This is a genomic window from Tautonia plasticadhaerens, assembly GCF_007752535.1.
GTDB classification, from domain to species: Bacteria; Planctomycetota; Planctomycetia; order Isosphaerales; family Isosphaeraceae; genus Tautonia; species Tautonia plasticadhaerens.
This window is the reverse complement of the sequence record NZ_CP036431.1, coordinates 15,750-36,537: the sequence shown is the minus strand read 5'-3', so window position 1 is coordinate 36,537 and position 20,788 is coordinate 15,750. Positions and strand designations below refer to the sequence as shown.

The window sequence follows — 20,788 nt, the reverse complement described above, 5'->3', positions numbered from 1 at the left end:
GCGGGCCCCCCGGCAACGATGCCTCCGGTCGTCGACGGGGCAGGGGGCCTGGGACGCGGTCACGGCCCCGCCCCCCCCGAGATCAGGTCGATGATCCGACGCCATCGGCTCTGCCGTTCGGCCTCGAGCCGGGCGATCCGCTGGCAGATCGCGTCGTGCAGGTCGCGGCCGGCCGCACCCCCCGTCGGGTCGGGCGGCGAGGGCGAGGATGGGGACCGGGTGTCCCCCTCCCGAGGGGCCGATGGCGGCGCCCCGGGGGAGGGCCCCGGGCCGGGGGGGGGCGGGCCCGCCGGCCGATCGCCCGACTGCAACGAGCGCAACTCCAGGCCGAGTTCCCGGATCCGGTCAAGCTCCTCGCCCACCCGGTCCATCTGGTCGCGTTGCATGGCGCCGAAGGTCCGGAACATGGTCATCATCGCCTCGTGGAACTGCTCGAACATCTGCAGCTGCATCTGCTCGAGTCGGCCGAGGTAGGCTTCCAGGTCGCCGGGCCGGCCGGCCATCCCGGGCAGCTCGACGACCGGACGGTCGATGACCGGGGCGGGGGGGCGTCGACGGCGGGCGACCTCGGGGAGCTGGTCCCGGGGGAGGCGGGGGAGGCTTGCCGGGGCGTCGTCGTTGCTGCAGGGCCGGGGCGGGTCGGCCGGCCTCACGATCATCCGGTAGCGGCCGACGTGCAAGCTCGCCCCCGGATCGAGCCGGGCGATCCGGGCCCGGGCTCCTTCGAGGCGGATCCCCTCTCGGCTGAGCAAGTCGACGGCCCAGGGGCCCTCGGGCGTCCGCACCAGGGCGCAATGGAACCGAGAGACGCCGTCGTCGTCGATCCGCAACCGGCAGTCGGTCGACCGGCCGACGAGCGTCAGGATCCGGCCGATCCGCCATCGGGCCGCGCCCCCGGGGTGGTTCGGGAATTCCAGGGCCGCGTCGGGCCACGACGCCGGCCCCCGGTCGGTCATCGGGTTGGGCCGGCCGTCGGGGTCGTCGCCGGTCGTCCCCAGGACGTCGACAACGACCCGGAAGGGACCGAGGTCGATCGCCTCGCCGCGCCCGAGCCATCCCATCGGGGCGACGACCCCGTCCTGGGCGACCCCCGCCCGGCTCCCCAGGTCGACCCAGAAGATCCGGCCGGCGACCACCTGGAGGTAGGCGTGTCGGCGGCTGATCGCGTCGTGGTCGAGGACGATGTCGGCCTTCGGATCCCGGCCGATCACCACGAAGGGCGTCCGCACGACGCGACGGATCTCCCCGGCGCCCGACCCGTCGTCGGCCCGGACCTCGAGCGGCCCGACTGCCCCGCAGACCCCCCAGAATCGCTGCATCAACCCTCGATCCACGGCGACAGGCCCCGTCCCCGTTGCGGCTTGCGATCGAATGGCTCATGCGTGCAGCATTCGCCCAGCCCCATTATCGCGGCCCCGGGAAGCCGGCGATAGCCGATCCGGGCCGATCGTGCCCCGATCGGTCGGCCGGTTCTCCCCGGGACTCCTCCCCGATGCGTCGACCGCCCGGGGACGGTGGGGACCCGGGCGATCAGTCGCGGGCCAGCTCGATCCGCCAGCCCTCGAGCTCGACGGCCGCCCCCCGGCCCAGGAAGTGGACGGCGACGACGAAATGGTCGCGGTTGCCGCGCTGGGTGACGATCCCGACGAGCCCCTCCAGCGGCCCGCTCAGGATCCGGACCCGGCTGCCGACCGGATACGTTGGCTCCGGGGCCACCGGCAGGCCGGAGGAGAGCATCCGGTGGATCTGGGCCAGCTCGACCTGGATCCTCCCCTGGTCGTCGACCGCCAGGACGGCGACGAGCTGGCCGCCCTGGAAGGACTCGATCCGCTGCCGGGAATCGCTCAGCAGGAACAGGTATCCGGGGAACAGGGGGATGACCGATCGGGTCTTGCGGCCGCCGGGCGTGCGGCTCTCCTTGAAGACCTGCGGCAGGTAGTGGGCCAGCCGACGCTCACGGAGGAACCGGGCGGCGGCCTTCTCCTGGCGAGGCTTGGTGTGCAAGCACCACCACCTCGCGGCCTCGTCCTCGTCGCCGGGGGCCGCGTCCGGCTCGGGGACGGGGTCGGGGGCCGGCCGATCGAACAGGTCGGGCGGGTAGAGGTCCGGCTCGGCGGGCAGGAGCGGCATGGCGGGGGTCATCTCCGTCGGATCGGGGGTGACCGGGTGCAGGCCCGTCTCGCCTCGGCCCTCCTGTCGGCTGCGCGCCGGGAGCCTCGGGGCGAGATCGGCCGGGGCGTTCATCTTTGAGACGATCGACCCTTGCGATCATAAGGCGACGGCCCCCGCGGAGGCCAGGGGATCTGCTCCCAGGGCAGGACGATTGCAACGCCCATCTCGGCTGCCACCTTGTTGACGGGCGGGATTGTCTCCTTTCCCGGGATGGTCTCCTGCCCATGACTCCCTCCGCCTCCGGTTCGCCCCCGTTCGCCTCCCGGATGCTGAGCAACCTGCGGTATCGCCACCCCTCCGCCGGCCTGATGGCCCTGACCTTCCTCGGCCTGCTCTACCGCTAGGCCGACTCGCGGCCATCACCCGCCGGGCGCGCCACCCCTGGGCCGGTCTGGCCGGGCTGCTGGGCTTCACCCATCCCTACTCCCCCACCGGGCGGCCCTCAACCGCGACCGAAGACAGGTCCGGCCGCCACAGCCACCGCCAGCCCCGACGCGGACGGCCACCTCGAGGCCGTTCCACGGCCCGCCGTCGTCGGGGCGTCCCCGCGGCGCCTCGGACATGACGGCCTGCCGATCATCCGAGGGGGGTATTATCCTGACCTTTGCTAGTAGCGGTCCTCGTCAGGCCACCATCTCACGGTTGTCGAACTGTTGAACGGGATTGAAGGGGGCGGTTCCCCGGTCGCCCTGGCCTGCCCGGTAGGGCAGGGGCGCCTGGGCCGCGATGGGGCCGCAGCCGCGGCGGGCCGGACGGGCCGCCCGGCGAGGCGTCGACCCGCCGGGGCCGGCCCCGCTCGACGTTTCGACTGACGGGCGGTCCTCCCCGTCCGAGGGCACCTCGGCCCGGTCAGGGGCGAGAGGACCGACCGGGTCCCGGGCTCCGGATTGATCGCCGGGCTGCGGATCAGTCGTCGAAGAGCAGGGGGCCAGCTCGTGCAGGCTGTATCGCCCTGAGTTCTCTGGACGGGGACTTGAGGCTACTCACGCCGCTGTCGGGACGCCACCGTTCCGGTCCCGTCGGACCTGGCTCGGCGGCCTGTGGCCGTGGCGACCGATCTGCCATCGCTCGTCGTACGTCCGCTCGAACTCGCCCAACGCCTCGACCAACTCGGCCACCGGGGCGAACGTCCGGACCCAGAGCAGCTGCCCCTTGGGCGTGCGGATGAACCGCTCGGCGCGGCCGTCCCCCTGCGGCTCCCGCACGAAGCCCGGCGCGCTGGCCATCCCCAGCAAGGCCGGCTCCCGCCGGAAGTCGTCGCCGAGGTAGTTGCTCCCGTGGTCGTGGCGGGTGGTCAGCCCACGGGCGACCCCGGCCCCGAAGCCGCCGAAGTGCCCCCGCACCCCCTGCCGCAGCGGCCCCAACGCCTCGAACCGGTCGCCCCGCTTGGCGGCGTGCAGGCCGACGCATTCGCACGTGCGGTGGTCCACCGCCACGAAGACGTGCACCGCGCCCTCGCCGGTGGTGACGGTCGTGGTCCTGTCGGTGCCCCACAGCGCGTCCGGCTCCTCGGCCGTGATCGTGCCGTCGTGGGCCTTCGGGCCGCGGGCGTGGCCGCCCCGGCGGGGGGCCCGGAGGTGGTGCCCCCGCATCGGCCGCCGCACCCGCCCGGACGCCGTGCGGATGCCCTGAGGCCGCAGGCGGGCCCAGGCCTTGCGGTAGCCCTCGCCGGTGAACGGGCTCTCGGCCGGCACCCGGCGGATGTGGACCACCAGCCCCTCGTCGGTGGCCGCCCCGGCCGCCCCGGCCGGCCCCCGCTTCCCGGGGGCCGGCCGCTGCTCCGGCGGGACGGCCTCCCGGGCCTTGAGGGCGTCGGCCGTCGCGCGGGCCAGGCCGAAGATGCGGCAGGCCCGCTGCATGCCGTACCGCTTGCCGGTCGAGGGGGAGGCGGACCGGCTCAGGTGCTCCGCCTCCCCGACGCGAAAGGGCGGCCGCCCTCCAGGTGCCGGCACCTCATGCCGAGCGGCTGGCGATCCATCGTCAGCTGGCCGACCTCGGCCTGGAGCCGGGCGATCAGCTGGTCCCGGTCGTCGGCCGGCCGGCCCTCGAGGGCCGCCGTGCCGCCGTCGAGGAAGCCGTCCCGCCAGGAGGAGAGGGTGGCGGCGGTGACGCCCAGCTCCCGGGAGAGGGTGTCGAGGTCCTCGCCCCGGAGCAGGCGGACGACGGCCTCGGCCTTCCGCCTGGCGGGGAAGCGGCCCCGATCGGGCGACTCAGGTGTGCTGCGATTCTGGGTCACCTCGGGCACTCCTTGCTGGGCCATTATGGCCCATGAGAGTGCCCTGAGAAAATCTCAGGCGAAGGAGTAGATTCGCTTGCCGTTGATCTCGACCAACCCCAGGCCCTTGGCCTTGAGATGGCGATACTTGGGGACGCGACGCGGGCGCATGAGAGCGATCCTGGCTGTAAGCATCCCTGGAGACGCATTCAACCAGCCTCAGGCTCGTATCGCGTGTCGATCGCTTCTTGTTCGCTCATCCGGGAGAAACCGGATAGAAATCCCAATCGCACTCAGGAAGAGATACGAACCCCAGGCTGGCCCGATAAGAGAGGGAGCCGAAACCAGGGAGGGGAGCGGTGGGAAGCGGAGACGGACGGCACCCGGCTGGTCGAAAGAGCTACAAGTAGCGCTTTGGCGTCAGCTTTAGGGCCGCACATCCTCACGGTGAAGATATCTTTAAACTATTATTTGAGAATGACTTGCGTTTAGTCGTGGCGAGAGGATTTGAACCTCCGACCTCACGGACCCGAAGCGCTGAAACCCGCCTGCTGCTTTACCGCTAAGTGGTGCATCCGGCAAGAGGACTGACGCCCGCGGTCTGACGTAGGAGGGGTGTGGCCTTCGCGCGAAGGGAGGTGCACCCATGACCCTCACCCAAGTCACGCCCCGCGAACTGACCCCCGAGGGACGTCAGGCCCTCCAACAGCTTGCGTCCTCTCGGACCGCCCAGGCCCGCCTCGTCGAGCGGGCCCGGATCCTCCTGGCCATCGCCGACGCAAGGCGACCCAGCCAGGTCGCCGAGGGCCTGGGCGTCTCCCGGCCGACGGTCTACACCTGGAGCCATCGCTTCGATGACCGCGGGCTCCACGGGTTGGAGGACCAGCCCCGGGCCGGGCGCCCACCGACCTATACGGCCGAGCGACGCGCCGAGGTGATCGCCGCGGCGTCGACCGACCCGAGGAGCCTGGGCCTGCCTCTCGCGTGCCGGGCGCCCGATCGCCTGCAAGCCTACCTCAACGAGCAGAGGGGCATCCCGATCCGGCGCAGCCGCATCGACGAGCTCCTCCTGGCCGAGGGCCTGCGTTGGCGCCATCAGGGGGCCTGGTTCGGCGAGCGGGTCGATCCCGCCTTCGCCGAAAAACGGGGATCATCGAACGGCTCCACACGCCGCCGCCGCCGGGCTCCGTCGTCGTCTGCCCCGACGAGATGGGGCCGGAGAGCGCCAAGAGCTTCCCGGGCCAGCGACTCGTCCGGGCCGAACCCCGGGCGGGGGCCGAAGGACAAGCCCGAGCGGCCGAACGAGCCCGGCAGGAGGTCGACTACGGCCGCCGCGGCGAGGGGTACATCTTCGGCGCGTTCCGCCCGGCCACCGGCGAGGCGATGACCCGCCCGTACCCGAGCCGGAGTGCGGCGAGCCGGGCCGACTTCCTCGCCCGGGTCGACGGATGGGTCCCGGCGGAGGCGGGACGCGTCTATGCGATCGTGGGCAACCTGCAGGCGCATCGGGCCACCGATGTGCTGCCGTTCGCGTCGGCTCACCCGCGGTGGGGGCTCGTCTCCCGGCCGGTGTACGCGGCGTACCTGAACCTGATCGGACCCTGGTGGGAGGTCCCGCGGAGCCTGGCGCTGAAGGGGCGTCGGTTCGAGACCTGGGAGGAAGTCTGCCGGGCAGCCGAGGAGGCGACGGCCTACTGGAACGGGCATCGGCATCCGTTCGTCTGGGGCCGCCGACGGCGACACCGGCCGCGCCGCCGGCCGGGCATCGCGGCCGTCCCCGGTATCAGACGACTTGCCGGATGAACCACTTAGCCGACGCATCAGTCCACCTCCAGAGCCCTGCCCGGTAGGCGTGTTGCTCCGGCCCCAGGTCGGCCTCGGAGATCGGCTCCAAGACCGGGACCACGGCCATCTGCGCCACGCGATCCCGGATCGTACCGATGCCCAGCGGTCGTCGCTTGCCATCGCCTTTCGGGATGAACACGCGCCGGGCCGGCTGGGGGCGGTACGACTTCGCTCTCAATCCCGCCGCCGGTTCGCCCAGCCGCCGGTCCAGGCCGTACGCCTCGATGTCCGCGAATGTCTGGCGATCGACCCCCGGCACGCCGCCGTCGGCACGGCAGCGGGCGTCGGCCCATCCCAGGGCGTCCCTGCGGTACATCTTGTCGTACAGCGCGTAGGACCGATAGCCGGGCGATCCCTTCGCCTTGGCGTGCAACGCCTCCTGGGACTCCTGAACCTTCGGTGGAGGTGGTAGGCTCACGGCCAATCTCCCGGCTCTCATGCCCCTTCGGACGCTGGTCTCGGACTCGGGCCCCTTCCCTCCGCAGGAATTACCCGCCCTCGACGGTACTACGGGCCTGTCCCTCACCCCGGGCGGACCGGCCCGGCCCTCACGGGCTTCGGGTCGGCGGTCACGTCCGCCACCGCGCGGGGCTTCACGTGTCGTGCCGGGTCTCCCTGTGCCGGCATGCCGTCGCCACTACCCCGGAGGGACCGCTGGGTCGGATCGCTCGTGAGGCGGCCCTTGCACCGCCTCATTTCTCGCCAGCGGCGGCGGCCTTCCCCGTTATGTCGGCGGGTCGGCCCCCTCGTCATTTCTCTCGGGGCCTGCTCGGCGTTCACGCGCGTTACGGCCTGCCTGCTCGCCGAGTCGCCGGGGCGACCCGTTGTCTCGGAGGCTCCGACGGCTTCGTTAGCTCTGCCGCCGCTCCGATAGCTTCCGGCTGGAGCGATCGAGTTGGCCGGGTGGGACTTGCACCCACCGGATGACCCGCACCTTTCCACGTCGCTCAACTTAATGTTGATTATCGGACGGTCGCTAATCCGTGCAACCGTCACATCCTGGCCGACCGCGGCGCCCGGTTCTTCCGTCGCCATATCTCGCTCAGGCGGCGGGCAATGAGCACCCGCAGCAACGACCTCAGGGCCCAGAGCGACGGCAACTGCATCGCCTCGACGGGCCCCGGGAGATCGGCCAGGATCTCTTCCGTGAGCTCGGCCAGCTCCGGGGGCCGCCACCCCCCCGGCCCCAGCCTCCGCAGCTCGACCCGATATGCCCAGGGGAGGCAAGCCCGGCAGACCCGCTCCCAGGCCGCCCGATCCTCCGCCCGCGCCATCTCGAACAGGGCCTCCTCCCGGCCCCACGGCTCCCCCAGCCGACCGACCTGCGATCGGAGCCGCACGAGGTGATCGCAGGCCATCCGATCCCCGGTCCGCGCCGCGTCGAGCACCCCATCGGGCGGCCGCCCTCCGCGACTCTCCCCCAGGTCCCCCACTCGCACGAACAGGGCGGCGAGCCGGCGATCCTCGCGATCCAGCGCCTCGCCGATCGCCGCCGAGGTCGGCGAGTCGGCCCGCCCGAGCAGCCAGGCTCGGAGCTGGTCGAGCGTGATGTCCATGTGGCCTCCCGGTGATCGGGCACGGGCGACGGGGCACACGAGGACGGCCCCGATGTACGTGCCTCGATTCTCGCCCCATCCCGGCCCCGGGGGAATGGGCCACGCCAGCGGGCTCAGGCACGACCCTGCGTGGACCGATCGGGATTCGGCCGGAGACGGCGGTGGCATGCGAGGCAGATGCTCAGGTGACGGGGGATGGCAGCAGCAATCCGGTGATGTCCAGCTCGGCGACCACCCGGCCGTCGAGAACGAGCGGGATCGCCTCGTCGCGCTCGTAGGATTGGACCTGGCGGCAGGCCGGCCACTCGCCACCGACCTGCTCGGCCTGGGCCTCGATCCGCATGCCGCAAAGGTCGACGACCCAGGGCGCCGGCACGCTCCCGGCGAAGGCGGCGATCACCGGGACGAGGTCGTCGCCCGGGCCGGGGTCGAAGATCTCGACGGCCAGGCCGGCCTCAGCCCCCATCAGATGCCGGTCGGGCAAGGAGCCGGGCGCCCCCCGGAGCACCGCCAGGCTCACATCCGGCATGTGGTGCGCCCCAGTACCCGGGGAAAGCCGAAGGCGACGTGCCAGCCGTCGGGCGGGACCGGGTACAGGATGTTCAGCATCAGGTCCTGGACCTGGACGTGGGTCGGGCTCTTGATCGGTCGCTCCGCGGCCAGCACGGCCCTCCCGCCCTCGCGACGATCTCATCGGGGCCGATCGCCGTGCGCGCCTCATCCGCCCGGCTTTGTCCGAGGGCCCGGCGTCGTGGTAGTCTGGGTCCGGGAGCGAGGGGAACGACCCTGGCCGTCCCCCGTCCCCGGCCGAGCGGACCGGAAGGGGCGGGCGCCCCATGCCCGAGGCCGAGGCGCGGAGGACGACGATGCCATCACCGTTCCCGGGCATGAACCCGTTCCTCGAACGCGACGACGTCTGGCCCGACCTCCACCACCGGCTCATCGACCGCCTGGCCGAGACGATCGCCGACCAGGTCGACCCGCGCTACCTGGTCAAGATCGAGGAGCACCTCTACGTCCAGGACGCCCCGGAGTCGGCCCATCGCGCCGGCCCCAGGGCCGACGTCGGGGTCAAGCCGGGCGGCATGCCCGTCCCCGCCGGGCCGAGCCTCGCCGTGCTCGAGGCGCCGGCCCGCATCCGCCTGCCCTGGCCCGACGTCGAGTATCAGGCCTATCTCGAGGTACGCGACCGCTCCGCCCGGGAGCTGGTCACCGTTCTGGAGCTCCTGAGCCCCACGAACAAGGGCCGGCACCGCGATCAGTACCTGCGCAAGCGCGAGCTGGTGCTCGCCAGCACCGCGCACCTCGTCGAGATCGACCTGCTCCGGGGAGGCGACCCGATGCCCGCCCCGGATCGACCCGGCTGCGACTACTCGGTGACGGTCAGCCGGGCCGAGCGGCGCCCCGAGGCGGACTTCTGGCCGATCGGCCTCCGGGAGCGGCTCCCCATCATCCCGGTCCCGCTCCGCTCCCCGGACCGGGACGCGACGCTCGACCTCCAGGAGTTGCTCCACCGGGTCTACGATGCCGGCCGCTATGCACAATACGCCTACGAGGGGCGACCGCAACCGCCACTGGGTCCCGACGAGGAGGCGTGGGCCCAGCAGCTCCTGCCGAACCGGGCGTGATGCCCGCGCGTCCCCCGGGGTCGGGCGTTTTACGATGTCGTCACGCGCCGAACCCTGCCCTGTCCCGCCCTGTCCTTTGGACACCATGCTCGTCGGCTCTCTGACGAGACGCCGGATCACCGCGCAATGACGTGATCGCGGCATGACCGCCTCCCCTTGCAGGCGGCCCGGGACAGGCGCCGACGACCGACGGGCCGCCCCCGACGGCCCGAGCGTCCCGCGACGTCGCCCGCCCGGCCGAGGCTCCCCGGGCGGACTGCGCGGCCGTACGGCCGTCGGCGGCGCGGTCGTCGCGGCAATCCTTTCGGGGCGATTTGACAGCGTGCGTTGATGAACCTAGAGATCCGGCAGCGGCACTGATACCGGCATCGGCGGGGCGACGAAGCCGACGCGAGACGGGCAACGCCGAGGGCCGCCCGACGTCGGGCGAGGGCCGCCGCGAGCGAGGGGATCGAGCCACGAGCGCGCGGCGGCGTCGCGGGGTGCCGGGGGTTCTCACCGAGAGAAAGGGGCCATTGATGCAGATGTCTCAGATCGTTGCGAAGCCCCGCCGGGGCTTCACGCTGGTGGAGCTGGCGGTGGTCGTCGTGATCATCGGCGTGCTGGCCGCCTTCGGCGTCCCGCGCTTCCTCCAGTCCGTCGAGCGGTCCAAGGCCGCCGAGGCCTTCGCCTATTGCTCCGCCGTCCGCACGGCCCAGGAGCGGTATCACGCCCGCGAGGGCACCTACGCCAGCGACCTGACCACGCTGGACATCCAGGCCCCCACGCCCAAGTACTTCACCGTCGGCACCGTCGCCGCCGGCAGCACGGGCGAACTGGCCGACTCGTGGACCCTGACGCTGACCCGCTCCGGCTCGTCGGCCGGCTACGGGGCGTACGAGGTCACCTACACCGACCAGGGCTACGACGCGGCCAACAGCACCATCGACGCCGAGATCAACCCGATCGGCGGCAGCACCACCTGATCCCAGCCCGCCGCGAGATCGCCCGGCCGGCCGACGCCCCGTCGTCGGCCGGCCGGGCGTCGGGGCGGCCCTCTCCGGGGATCGGCGAGGTGGCCCCCCTCGCCTCGCCGGGATGACCGACGGCAAGCCGCGGCGGGCCCCGGGATCCGGCATCGGCGTTCGAACGGCACGAGCGGGTCGGGCCATCGGGCCGGAGTCCCCGGGATCGGGTGCCCCGTCCGCCATCGGGAGGGAGACCCGGGGGCGGCGGCGTCGCGGGGTGCCGGGGGTTCTCAATGAGATGAGGGGTGAGTTCGATGCAGCAGCAGCAGCAGACACGTCGATCCGTCTCGAAGCCCCGGCGGGGCTTCACGCTGGTGGAGCTGGCGGTGGTCGTCGTGATCATCGGCGTGCTGGCCGCCTTCGGCGTCCCGCGCTTCCTCCAGTCCGTCGAGCGGTCCAAGGCCGCCGAGGCCTTCTCCTACCTGAGCGCCGTCCGCACGGCCCAGGAGCGGTATCACGCCCGCGAGGGCACCTACGCCAGCGACCAGGGCGACCTGGACATCCAGGCCCCCACGCCCAAGTACTTCAGCATCGGCACGATCGGCCCCGGCGGCACCTCCGACCTGGAGGACTCGTGGACCCTGACGCTGACGCGCTCCGGCTCGTCGGCCGGCTACGGGGCGTACGAGGTGACCTTCACCGACCAGGGCTACGACGCCGTCAACAGCACCATCGACGCCGAGATCAACCCGATCGGCGGCAGCACCACCTGATCGCGATCCGGCGCGGACGCCCGGCCGGCCCGCCCGATCGGGGCGTCGGCCGGCCGGGGGCCGGGACGGCGACCAGACGTCGCGGACCTCCCGACGAGGCCCGGCGCCCGACCCGGGCGCCGGGCCTCGTCCGCTGACCGGCCCGCCCGGCCGCCTCCCACCCCTCGAATCGAATCGACCCGACCCGAGGCCCCCCCGATGAAGGCGATGCTGGCGAAGTTCCCGAGGCGGAGGGCCATCGGCCTGCACGTCGGCGACCGCGAGGTCGCCCTCTGCCGGATGGCCTTCACGCCGCTCGGCCCGGTGGAGGTCGACCGCCGGGTCGAGCCGAGGGATCCGGGGTCGCCGACGGCGGCGATCCGCCGGCTGATCGAGCCGCTCCGGGCCGGCCGGGAGTGGCGACGGGTGCCGATCGCCGTGGGGATGCCCGGCATGGGGGTCTTCTTCTCGACCCGGCCGGTGCAGGGGCAGCGGGCGGCCGAGGACCAGTCCCCCCAGGTCCTGCTGCACGAGATCCTCCAGTCGGCCAACCTGAACATCGACCACATGGAGGTCGACGCGATCCGATGGCAGCCGGGCCGGCGGCCGCTGGCCAGCGTGGCCGCCTGCCGCAAGAAGGCGATGGCGCCGACCCTCGAGGCGCTGGAGGACTGCGGCGTGCGGCCCCACCAGGTCGAGCCGGCCCCCTGCGGCCTGCTCCGGACGGCGGTGGCCCGGCACAAGACGCCCCGGCGCTGCCCGACGGCCCTCCGGGTGTTCCTGGGCAAGGAGCACGCCCTGGCGGTCCTCACCGCGGCCGACACCCCGCTGATGTGGCGCTACTTCACCCTGGAGCCGGGGACGGAGGCCAAGGCGGTCCTGTCGACCTATCGGTTCATCGCCAACAGCTACCGCGTCTACGGCGCCGACGCGGCCCCGGCGGCGGTGATGATCCACGGGAGGCCGGACCTGCAGGGGGTGGACGACCCGGCCTCCTGGGCGGGGGTCCCGGCCCGGGTCTCCCGGCACCCCGGGCCGGGCTACGAGGCGGCGGAGATCGCCTCGGGGCTGGCCCTGGGCTGCCAGTCCCAGGAGGCGACCTTCAACCTGGCCCGGCACCTCAGGCCGCCGGAGCCGGTGCTCAGCCTGATCCCCTGGGGCCAGCTCTGCGCCCAGGCGGTCACCCTGACGACGGCCACGCTGATGATGTTCGACCACCGCAGCCGCCTGGAGCAGTCGTACGCGGCCCTGCGGGTCGAGCAGACGGAGTTCCGATGGCTGCAGGACCTCGGCGCCAAGGACCTGCGCAAGGAGCAGACCGAGCTGATGAACCGGGCCTCGGCCATCGAGCACTACCTGTCGACCCGGATCCTCTGGACCGACTGCGTCCGGGAGGTGGCGGCCCGGCTGCCCTCGGGGATGACGGTCACGAACATCGACGCCAACGCGGAGTTCACCGAGCCGGGCAAGTCGAACAAGAACTCGAAGCGGTCGCTCGTGCTGGCCGTCGACGCGCCGATCCCGAGCGGCGGGGCGATCTCGCCGGAGGTCGAGGGGCTGGTCGACACGCTCCGGGACAGCCCGGTGCTGAGCGAGGCGTTGCCGGACGTCAGCATGGCCGGCCTGCGCTGGGGGGCCTCCGGGCCGAGCAAGGTGCCGTCGGCCTCCTTCACCGTGCTCTGCCTGCCCGAGAAGAACTGACCGACCGGCGAAGAAGTCGGGGGTGATGCGCCATGATCGAGCCCAACGCCGCCGGCCCGAGGGCCAGGCTCCGCAAGCTGCTGCACCAGCCGACCCGGCTGGGCATGGCCCTCAACGGGGTGCTGCTGGCCGCCTGGTACGGGGCCGCCTACACGCCGCTGCACAAGGCGATCGTCGACGACGAGGAGCGGGTCGCCGCCGAGCGGGAGCGGCTGGAACTGGCCCGGGAGGTGGACGAGCTGCGGGCCCAGGCGAGGCGCTACGCCGGCCTGCTGCCCGAGCCGGAGGAGGGGGACGCCTGGATCCCGTTCCTGATGGGGGGGGTCCGCCAGTTCCCGATCAAGCTGATCTCGCTGGAGCCGAGGCCCCCGGCCAAGGTCGGCCCGTACCGGGCGGCCGTGCACCGGATGGTGATCGAGGGCCCGTACCCGGATCTGGAGCGGTTCCTCCGATGGCTGGAGGGCTCCCCCCGGATGATCCGGGTCGACTCGGTCCGGGTCGTCTCCCGGGCGGTGACCGGCCGGGCGGCCTCGGCGGGGGCGACCACCAACGAGATGCAACTGATGCTGCTGGGAATCGAGGGCTGAGCCGAGATGACCAACCCCAACCCGATGGCCAAGCTCTGGCCGCTCGGCGCCTTCCTGGCGGCGGTCGGCTACTGCGTCCGGCCCTACGTCATGCCGGAGCCGCCGCCGATGCCGCCGACCCCCCAGCTGCCGAAGATCGACGCCAGCTGGCTGAAGCCGACCTTCGAGCCCCCCGTCGATCGCAATCCGTTCCTGCCGCCCGGGGCCGATCCCCCGCCGCCGACGATCGCCGGGACGCCGGACGCCGCCCCGGGGGCCGCCGGGAGCGCATCGGGCCTCGACGGCGACGGCGACGGCGGGCCCGCGACGGCCGCGGCGAAGGCCGGGCCGCCGGACGGGCCGCCGGCGCCCTTCACCCTGGGGGCCACGATGGTCTCCGGCCCGAGGCGGGCGGCGATCATCGACGGCCGGGTCTACCGGCAGGGGGAGCGGATCGAGGTCGGGGGCGCCCGCTGGACGGTCGACCGGATCGAGCCGGGCCGCGTGCTGCTCGACCGCCCCGGGCTGCCCGGCCCGCTGGTCGTGGAGATGTCCGGCCGGGCCCCTCGGCCCGCCGACGCCCCGGCGGACGCGCCCGGTGATGGGCCGGCGACGGGGATCGCCGGGCGGATCGGCCACGGCCTGGACGACGCCCGGCAGGTGCTGGCCGCCGCCGGCGTCCACCTGCCGGGGCCGAGCCTGCTGGAGGAGGTGGCCGCCCGGTCGGGCGGTACCGTGCCGGGGGCCTACCGGTCGCTGCTGGACCTGCTGGTCTCCCCGCCCGGGGCGCCGGGCCGGTCTTCGGCGGCGATCGACGCGGGGCTCGGGGGGGGGGAAGGCCGATGAACGCGACCGTGGCCGACGACCGCGCGCTGCTGATCGAGCTACTGATGCAGCGCGGCGTCCTGACCCCCGAGGGCCTCCGGGAGGTCCGGGTCCGGGGGGGCGAGGTGACCGAGCGCGCCCTGATCGCCGCCGGCGTGGTCGCCGACGTCGACGTGGCCCGGGCCTACGCCGACTACCTCGGCGTGCCGCTCCACGACCCCGGCCCCGAGGTCCCCGCCCCCGACCCGGAACTGGCCCGGCTGCTGACCGAGAAGCTCTGCCGGGACCAGATGATCGCCCCGGTGGCGACCCGGGGGGACCAGCTCGACCTGGCCTTCATCACCCCCCGGGAGATGCTGGTCATCGACGAGGTCCAGCTGCTGACCGGCCTCCGGGTCCGGCCGCTGATCGCGCCGCTCTCGGTCGTCGAGCAGCTCATCGAGGACCTCTTCCGCTCCACCCGGTCGGCCGCCGCCTTCAGCCCCGACGCCGAGAGCTTCGAGCAGGCCGACCTCGACGGCGACCTGGCCGAGGAGGAGGACCGGGCCGGCACGCTCGTGCTCGACGAGGCGCCGCCGCCGGGCCGGGACGGCCGGGTCATCCGGATGGTCAACCAGATCCTCGAGCACTCGATCCGATCGGGGGCCAGCGACATCCACTTCGAGCCGTTCGAGGACGCCTGCAAGATCCGGATGCGGGTCGACGGCAGCCTGCAGGAGTACCAGGTCCTCAACCGCCAGGTCTTCATCACGATCGTCTCCCGGCTGAAGATCCTCGGCCGCATGGACATCGCCGAGAAGCGGGTGCCGCAGGACGGCGCCATCGCCCTGAAGAGCGGCGACCGCCGGATCGACCTCCGCGTCAACACGATGCCCACCGTCTACGGCGAGAAGATGGTCATCCGGCTGCTGGACAAGACGGCGATCCCGCTGGACCTGAAGGGCCTGGGCCTCTCCCCCCGGCAGGCGGCCGACATCACCGAGGCGATCCGCCAGCCCCACGGCCTGATCCTGGTGACCGGGCCGACCGGCTCGGGCAAGTCGACCACCCTCTACACCTGCCTGAACCTGCTGAACGAGCCGACCACCAACATCTGCACCGCCGAGGACCCGGTCGAGTACAAGTTCAAGGGCCTCAATCAGGTGCAGATGAAGCCGCTCATCAACCTGACGTTCGCCACCGCCCTGCGGGCCTTCCTGCGGCAGGACCCCGACATCATCATGGTGGGGGAGGTCCGGGACCCGGAGACGGCCCAGATCTGCATGAGGGCGGCCCTCACCGGGCACCTCGTCCTCTCGACCCTGCACACCAACGACGCGCTGTCCTCGATCAGCCGGCTCCAGGACATGGAGCTGGAGCCGTTCATGCTGGCCTCGACGCTCCGGCTCCTGCAGGCCCAGCGGCTGGTCCGTCGGCTCTGCCCGTCGTGCAAGGCGCCCTACGAGTGCGACCCGGAGACGGCCCGGCGCTACGGCCTGGAGCCGGGCCAGCCGCTCTACCGGCCGGTCGGCTGCGACCAGTGCCGGGGCGCCGGCTACTTCGGCCGGATCGGCGTCTTCGAGGTGATCCGGGTCACCCCGGGCCTGGCCGACCTGATCCAGGCCCGGACGGCCCTGCCGGAGCTGCGGTCGTACGTCCGCTCGCAGGGGGTCGACCTGCTGGTGCACGACGCCGTCGAGAAGGCCCGTCGCGGGATGACCAGCCTCGAGGCGGCGCTGAGCGTGGCGATGGCCGGCGACGAGTGAACGACCCCGGGGGACGACCATGGTCTTCGAAGAGTGGGTGACGGCCAACGCCCGGGTGTCGACCAAGCCCCGCAAGAAGCTGGGCATCGACGACATCCTCGCCTTCTTCCAGCAGCTGGCGACGCTGGTCGCCGCCGGCACGCCGCTGCTGCAGGCGATCCAGATGGGGGCCGAGCAGGCCGAGAGCCTCCGGCTCCGCCAGATCCTCGGCGAGATCGCCGCCCGGCTCTCGGCCGGCAGCTCGTTCCACTCCGCGGCGGCCAACTACCCGGAGGCGTTCGAGTATTCCTGGATCGAGATGATCCGCACCGGGGAGGTCACCGGCCGGATGGCCGAGGTGCTCCGCGAGCTCAGCGCCCAGGTCCAGGAGGCCCGGGAGGCGAGGCGGAAGATGCGGGGGGCCATGTTCTACCCGGTCGTCCTGCTCTGCGTCGCCACGCTGGCCATCGCGGCCATGCTCCGCTTCGTGGTCCCCACCTTCGACCGGATGTTCAAGGAGATGGGGGCGGAGCTGCCCGAGATCACCCAGTTCGTCATCAACGCCTCGCAGTTCGTCGTCCATTACGGGCTCTACATCGTCCTGGGGGCCGGCGTCGCCGCCTACCTCTCCCGGCGCTACTACCGGACCGACGACGGCAAGCGCCGGGTCCTGGGCGTGATCATGGTCCTGCCGACGGCCGGCGACCTGCTCGTGCAGTCGACGATGTACCGCTTCGCCTCCAACCTGGCGCTGCTGCTCAAGAGCGGGGTGCCGATGCTGGAGACCCTGGACACGCTCCGGGGCATCCTCGGCAGCAACCCCCACTACCGGGACGCCCTGGAGCAGGCCCGCCGCCGGGTGGCCTCGGGCCAGTCGCTGGCCTCGGCGATCGAGGAGAGCGGGCTGTTCACCGGGATGATCGTCAACATGGTCCGCACCGGGGAGGAATCGGGCCAGCTCGCCGCCGTCATGGAGCGGGTCGCGCCCTACTATAGAGAGAAGGTGGAGTCGCTCATCGCCAAGGTCTCCAAGGCGATGGAGCCGCTCATCGTCGTCGGCATGGGCGCGGCGATCGCCGTGATGATGCTGTCGATCTACCTCCCCATGTTCAACATGTCCGGCGGCGTCAAATGAGACCGACTCCCGGCCGACGCGACGGGCCCGGGGCGGGCCGCCCGGGGACGACCCTCGTCGAGGTGATGATCGTGGCCCTCCTGATCGGCGTCTTCGCCGCCATGGCCATCCCCTCCTACCGCACCTCGGTCGAGCAGGCGAGGGCCGACCTGGCGGCGGCCAACCTGCGGACCCTCTGGGCGGCCGAGCGGCTCTACTACCTGGAGAATCGGGCGAGCACGTCGGACCCGGACCACCTGGTCGCCCTGGGGGTCCTGCAGGCCGGCGAGATCCAGGTCCTGGGAGGCGGGAAGACCTTCACCATGTACAACGACCCCGCCTACGTCTACGAGATCGACAGCAACAACGACGGCACCTTCGACGCGGTCGCCGCCCGGGCGTCCGGGACCAGCTTCAGCGGCATCCTGGCGATCGACGCGGCGGGGGTCGTCACCGGCGAGGTCGTCGACACCGGCGGGCGGGTCGTCCGGCCGGGGTTCCGCTGATCGAGCCGGGGAGGGGGGGGGCGATGGGGCGATCGGCGGCCGGGAGGCCCGGCTCCGAAGAGCCGGGGGTGCAGGCGGCCTCCGCGGCGGCGGGCGGCCGTTGGGGTGCTCGCCGGGCAGGTCCCCCGGGCCCCGGGCCGGGCGGAGGACCGACCATGGGGAGGCGACCCCGACCGAGGACGCGACCGGGACCGATCCCCCGGCACCGACGCCGGGGGGGCTTCACCCTGGTGGAGATGGCCTGCGCCGTCGTGCTCACCGGCCTGCTCGGCGTCCTGCTCGCCTCCACCTGGGCCGCCTTCGGCGTGCCGGCGGTCGAGTCCTACCGCCGGGGGCGGCTGGCCCGGGAGGCGATCATGGCCGCCGCCTCCCTCCGGGCCGACCTCGGCGGCTCGCTGCCGGTGCCGATCGGCCGGCTCGGCGAGGCGGCCGACTTCGCCTTCGTCGGCTGGCGGACCACCGACGGCACCGACCTGGAGATCTGCTTCGACAACAGCCCGACCGACGGCCTCGCCTCCTACGACCTGTCCGACTACCGGGTCGTCTACCAGGTCGACGACGGGGCCCTGCTCCGCTGGGACCAGGCCACCGGCACGACCACCGCCGTCGCCGGCGACGTCCTGGCGATGGCCGTCGACCCCGACCCCGACGGCACCGGCCGTCGGCTCCGGATCGACCTGAGCTTCCGGCACCGGGACGTGACCCGCACCCACACCTTCATCGCGAGCAAGCCATGAGACGACCGCCCCGAGTCGGCCGACGGCCCGGGCTCGCCCTGATCGCGGTCCTGGCCCAGCTGACCCTGATCTTCATGGTCTGGAGCCTGGCCAATCGCCAGTGCGCCTCGACGATCGCCGTGGAGGAGGCCCTCGGCCGACGCTCCCGGAGGCAGTCGGGCAGCCTGGCCGCCCTCTCCCACGGCGTCGGCCTGCTGGAGACCGGGGTGCCCCCCGAGTCGGAGCTGGGCGCCGAGGGGACCCCCGGGACCTATCGTTGCACCGTGGAGGTCGCCCAGGGGGGCTCGACGGCGACCTACACGCTGACCTACGTCCTGATGGACGAGGCGACGGGCCGGTGGTCGGTCTCGGCGACCCCCTACGCCGTGGGGACCGACTTCGGCCTCTCGCCGCCGGCCCCCTTCGAGTGACCCAGGCGATGGAGCGGATCGGCCCATGAACGAGCACCCCGGAGACGAGGGCAAGGCCCCCCGGGCCGGCGACCGCCGACGGCGGCCGACCCGGCCCTGGGACGCCCTCACCAGGCCCGCCCGACGCCGCCAGCACCGCCGGGCCGGGGACCTCGGGCCGTTCTCCTTCGTCGACCGCTACGACGAGTCGCTCGGCGTCCTCATCCTGATGCTTCTGGTGCTGACGCTCACCGACGGCATCCTGACGATGATCCTCATCGACCTCTGCTGCGAGGAGGCCAACCCGGTGATGGCCCTCCTCATCGAGCGCGGGCCGATGACCTTCATCCTGGGCAAGTACCTGATGACGGCCGTCTGCCTCCCCGTCCTGCTGGTCTTCCAGCACCACCGGATGTTCCGGACCCGGTTCCGGGTCCGGCACCTCTTCCCGGCCTTCGTGGCGCTGTACCTGCTGCTGCTGGGCTACCAGATCCACCTGCTCCGGCTCGCCTCCGAGGCGATCCACGGCCGGTCCGACCCCTCGGCGATGGCCGCCACGGCCACGGGGGGCCGGCCATGAGCGGGGCCCATCACCTCGCCGCCGCCGCCTTCCTCTTCGCCCTCGGTGCGTCGGTCGGCAGCTTCCTGAACGTCTGCGCCCACCGGATCCCCCTGGGCCTGGGCCTCTCCCATCCCCCGTCGAGATGCCCCGGGTGCGGCTCCGGGATCGCCCCCAGGGACAACCTCCCGGTGCTCGGCTGGCTGATGCTCAAGGGCCGATGCCGTTCTTGCGGCATGGCGATCTCGCCGAGGTATCCGGTCATCGAGGCCGCCGTCGGCCTCCTGCTCGTCGTGGCCTACCTCGCCGCCGCCCCGGCGGACCTGCTGGAGCGGGGGCCGGCCCTGCTGGCCTGGCGGGTGCTCGACGCCCTGGCCCTCTCCGCCTTCCTGGTCACCGGCGCCCTGATCGCCGGCGACCGGGGCGCCGTCCCGCGATCGATCGCCTCGGTCGGCCTGCTCGCCGCCCTGCTCCTGGGGGCGACCCGCCCCGACCTGCCCGGCGAGGCGACCACCTCCGGCCTGCGGGACGCCCTGCTCGGCCTGGCCTCCTGCGGCGGCACGGTCCTGCTCGCCCGCCACCTCGGCGGCCGGGCGTCGGCACCGGGCCCGATCGCCCCCGGCGACCCGGCCTTCGCCGCGATGGTCGGCGCCTTCGTCGGCATCCGGGCCGCCCTGCCGGTCTTCGCGATCGCCTCCGCGATCCTCCTGGCCTCGGAGGCCTTCCCGGCGATCCTCCGCCGCACGGCCGACCCCAACCGCCCCCCCCTGCCCTTGCCCCTCGCCCTCGGCCTCGCCGGCCTGGCGACGATCCCCGCCGGCCCCTGGCTCGGCCTCGGCTGATCACGAATTGGGAGACAGCCGAGCCGGGCCGGCCGCAGCCCGGTCCCCTGCGTACCCTCAGGCCCTCGGCCGGGTGACTCGGATCAACCGGCCCGACGGATCTCCCGCCTCGGCCAGAGCCGCGGCGACCCGGACGGCCAGCATGCCGAAATCCCGGTCTTCGGTGCAGATAACGATCCCGCTGTGTTCCTGCCCCGAGGCGTGCAGGCCGCGGAAGTGCTTGCGATTGTGGGTCAGCACCGCACGGGCCAGGGAGTGTGCATAGGCGAGCACAGCATCATCGGCGATCCTCTGGCCAGCCTGGCCCGCCTCCAGGGCGGTCAGCACGTCGTGGCCAAGGCCTCGCAGGGCCTCGACGACCGGCCTCGGGAAATTCTCATCGGCGTAGAGCCGAGCCACGGCCTACGCCTCCTCGTCCTCTCGGATCAATCGCTCCACCTCCCCCGGATGGGCGGCGACGTAGGCCCAGGCGTTGACCAGATCGGTGGCGCGGAGCGCCGGGTAGGCGTCCAGGAGTTGGGCCTCGGTCAGGCCCTGGCGGCGGTACTGCTCCAGGGTCCTCACGGTGATCCGGGTACCGGCGACGCAAGGCTCGCCGCCGCAGACTTCGGGGGAAGACTCGATCCCGGCACCAAGTCCGGCGATCAGCCGCTCCACCTCCCGGGTCATCAGCTCATCCGGCATGGCAGGACCTCCCCGGTCGATCATAG

23 protein-coding genes and 1 pseudogene are annotated in these 20,788 nt (G+C 72.8%); 15 read left to right on the top strand and 9 right to left on the bottom strand.

Annotated elements, in window-relative coordinates; genetic code table 11:
• Positions 1 to 59 precede the first annotated feature (59 nt).
• From ElP_RS37170 to ElP_RS37160, 3 genes are all read right to left on the bottom strand, one after another.
• A complete protein-coding gene (locus ElP_RS37170; RefSeq protein WP_145279969.1) occupies positions 60 to 1,319 on the bottom strand; it encodes an FHA domain-containing protein in 1,260 nt (419 codons plus the stop codon).
• Between the two features lie 211 nt (positions 1,320 to 1,530).
• Positions 1,531 to 2,130: a transcription termination/antitermination protein NusG gene (nusG, locus tag ElP_RS37165; protein WP_145279967.1), complete on the bottom strand. Its 600-nt coding sequence runs from the start codon at positions 2,128 to 2,130 to the stop codon at positions 1,531 to 1,533.
• Between the two features lie 1,025 nt (positions 2,131 to 3,155).
• Positions 3,156 to 4,417, bottom strand: a protein-coding gene (locus ElP_RS37160) for a transposase (RefSeq protein ID WP_390836329.1) whose coding sequence is annotated in 2 segments (ribosomal slippage) — positions 3,156 to 4,087 and positions 4,087 to 4,417 — 1,263 coding nt in all. Because the reading frame shifts where the segments join, the coding sequence is not laid out codon by codon here.
• 616 nt (positions 4,418 to 5,033) lie between these two features.
• On the opposite strand from ElP_RS37160, the pseudogene ElP_RS37150 reads away from it, so the two are divergent.
• A pseudogene (locus ElP_RS37150) lies at positions 5,034 to 5,444 on the top strand (helix-turn-helix domain-containing protein); the annotation flags it as partial.
• A 152-nt stretch (positions 5,445 to 5,596) separates the two neighbouring features.
• On the top strand, positions 5,597 to 6,190 hold the full coding sequence (locus ElP_RS37145; protein WP_145269658.1) for a transposase: 594 nt from the start codon (positions 5,597 to 5,599) through the stop codon (positions 6,188 to 6,190).
• Here ElP_RS37145 and ElP_RS37140 read toward each other — a convergent pair.
• From ElP_RS37140 to ElP_RS39200, 4 genes are all read right to left on the bottom strand, one after another.
• Positions 6,171 to 6,650: a reverse transcriptase family protein gene (locus ElP_RS37140; RefSeq protein WP_145279962.1), complete on the bottom strand. Its 480-nt coding sequence runs from the start codon at positions 6,648 to 6,650 to the stop codon at positions 6,171 to 6,173. The two genes, ElP_RS37145 and ElP_RS37140, sit on opposite strands and share 20 nt — an antisense overlap.
• 574 nt (positions 6,651 to 7,224) lie before the next feature.
• Positions 7,225 to 7,788: a hypothetical protein gene (locus ElP_RS37135; protein ID WP_145279959.1), complete on the bottom strand. Its 564-nt coding sequence runs from the start codon at positions 7,786 to 7,788 to the stop codon at positions 7,225 to 7,227.
• A 181-nt stretch (positions 7,789 to 7,969) separates the two neighbouring features.
• Positions 7,970 to 8,317 (bottom strand): hypothetical protein, encoded by a 348-nt coding sequence (locus tag ElP_RS37130; RefSeq protein ID WP_145279957.1) that lies wholly within the window; start codon positions 8,315 to 8,317, stop codon positions 7,970 to 7,972.
• A complete protein-coding gene (locus ElP_RS39200) occupies positions 8,305 to 8,454 on the bottom strand; it encodes a hypothetical protein (RefSeq protein WP_197447244.1) in 150 nt (49 codons plus the stop codon). Before ElP_RS39200 ends, ElP_RS37130 begins: the two co-directional genes overlap by 13 nt.
• Positions 8,455 to 8,654: 200 nt before the next feature.
• Here ElP_RS39200 and ElP_RS37125 point away from each other — a divergent pair, with 200 nt between their 5' ends.
• The 13 genes from ElP_RS37125 to ElP_RS40470 all read left to right on the top strand — a co-directional run bounded on the left by ElP_RS37125 (position 8,655) and on the right by ElP_RS40470 (position 20,078).
• Complete coding sequence (locus ElP_RS37125) at positions 8,655 to 9,416, top strand: DUF4058 family protein (protein WP_197447243.1); 762 nt, start codon at positions 8,655 to 8,657, stop codon at positions 9,414 to 9,416.
• A 524-nt stretch (positions 9,417 to 9,940) separates the two neighbouring features.
• Positions 9,941 to 10,381 (top strand): type IV pilin protein, encoded by a 441-nt coding sequence (locus ElP_RS37120; protein WP_145279953.1) that lies wholly within the window; start codon positions 9,941 to 9,943, stop codon positions 10,379 to 10,381.
• 296 nt (positions 10,382 to 10,677) lie between these two features.
• Positions 10,678 to 11,136 (top strand): type IV pilin protein, encoded by a 459-nt coding sequence (locus tag ElP_RS37115; protein ID WP_145280048.1) that lies wholly within the window; start codon positions 10,678 to 10,680, stop codon positions 11,134 to 11,136.
• A 198-nt stretch (positions 11,137 to 11,334) separates the two neighbouring features.
• Complete coding sequence (locus ElP_RS37110; protein ID WP_145279951.1) at positions 11,335 to 12,816, top strand: hypothetical protein; 1,482 nt, start codon at positions 11,335 to 11,337, stop codon at positions 12,814 to 12,816.
• 32 nt (positions 12,817 to 12,848) lie between these two features.
• Positions 12,849 to 13,403, top strand: coding sequence for an acylphosphatase (locus tag ElP_RS37105; protein ID WP_145279949.1), 555 nt, complete (start codon positions 12,849 to 12,851; stop codon positions 13,401 to 13,403).
• Between the two features lie 6 nt (positions 13,404 to 13,409).
• On the top strand, positions 13,410 to 14,228 hold the full coding sequence (locus ElP_RS37100) for a hypothetical protein (RefSeq protein ID WP_145279947.1): 819 nt from the start codon (positions 13,410 to 13,412) through the stop codon (positions 14,226 to 14,228).
• Positions 14,225 to 15,952 (top strand): GspE/PulE family protein, encoded by a 1,728-nt coding sequence (locus ElP_RS37095; RefSeq protein ID WP_145279945.1) that lies wholly within the window; start codon positions 14,225 to 14,227, stop codon positions 15,950 to 15,952. The genes ElP_RS37100 and ElP_RS37095 overlap by 4 nt, the downstream gene beginning before the upstream one ends.
• 19 nt (positions 15,953 to 15,971) lie before the next feature.
• Positions 15,972 to 17,066, top strand: coding sequence for a type II secretion system F family protein (locus ElP_RS37090; RefSeq protein WP_145279943.1), 1,095 nt, complete (start codon positions 15,972 to 15,974; stop codon positions 17,064 to 17,066).
• Positions 17,063 to 17,551 carry a type IV pilin protein gene (locus tag ElP_RS37085; protein ID WP_145279941.1) on the top strand — a complete coding sequence of 163 codons (489 nt, stop codon included), beginning with the start codon at positions 17,063 to 17,065 and terminating at the stop codon, positions 17,549 to 17,551. The genes ElP_RS37090 and ElP_RS37085 overlap by 4 nt, the downstream gene beginning before the upstream one ends.
• Positions 17,552 to 17,706: 155 nt before the next feature.
• A complete protein-coding gene (locus ElP_RS37080) occupies positions 17,707 to 18,288 on the top strand; it encodes a prepilin-type N-terminal cleavage/methylation domain-containing protein (RefSeq protein WP_145279939.1) in 582 nt (193 codons plus the stop codon).
• A complete protein-coding gene (locus ElP_RS37075; protein WP_145279937.1) occupies positions 18,285 to 18,698 on the top strand; it encodes a hypothetical protein in 414 nt (137 codons plus the stop codon). Before ElP_RS37080 ends, ElP_RS37075 begins: the two co-directional genes overlap by 4 nt.
• Positions 18,699 to 18,723: 25 nt before the next feature.
• Positions 18,724 to 19,257 (top strand): DUF5658 family protein, encoded by a 534-nt coding sequence (locus tag ElP_RS37070; RefSeq protein WP_145279935.1) that lies wholly within the window; start codon positions 18,724 to 18,726, stop codon positions 19,255 to 19,257.
• Positions 19,254 to 20,078: a prepilin peptidase gene (locus tag ElP_RS40470; RefSeq protein ID WP_231749960.1), complete on the top strand. Its 825-nt coding sequence runs from the start codon at positions 19,254 to 19,256 to the stop codon at positions 20,076 to 20,078. The genes ElP_RS37070 and ElP_RS40470 overlap by 4 nt, the downstream gene beginning before the upstream one ends.
• Positions 20,079 to 20,135: 57 nt before the next feature.
• Here ElP_RS40470 and ElP_RS37055 read toward each other — a convergent pair whose 3' ends face one another.
• Both ElP_RS37055 and ElP_RS37050 read right to left on the bottom strand, forming a co-directional pair.
• Complete coding sequence (locus ElP_RS37055) at positions 20,136 to 20,477, bottom strand: DUF5615 family PIN-like protein (RefSeq protein WP_145279932.1); 342 nt, start codon at positions 20,475 to 20,477, stop codon at positions 20,136 to 20,138.
• Positions 20,478 to 20,480: 3 nt separating this feature from the next.
• Entirely contained in the window at positions 20,481 to 20,762 is a 282-nt protein-coding gene (locus tag ElP_RS37050; RefSeq protein WP_231749959.1) for a DUF433 domain-containing protein, read from the bottom strand.
• Between the last annotated feature and the right edge of the window lie 26 nt (positions 20,763 to 20,788).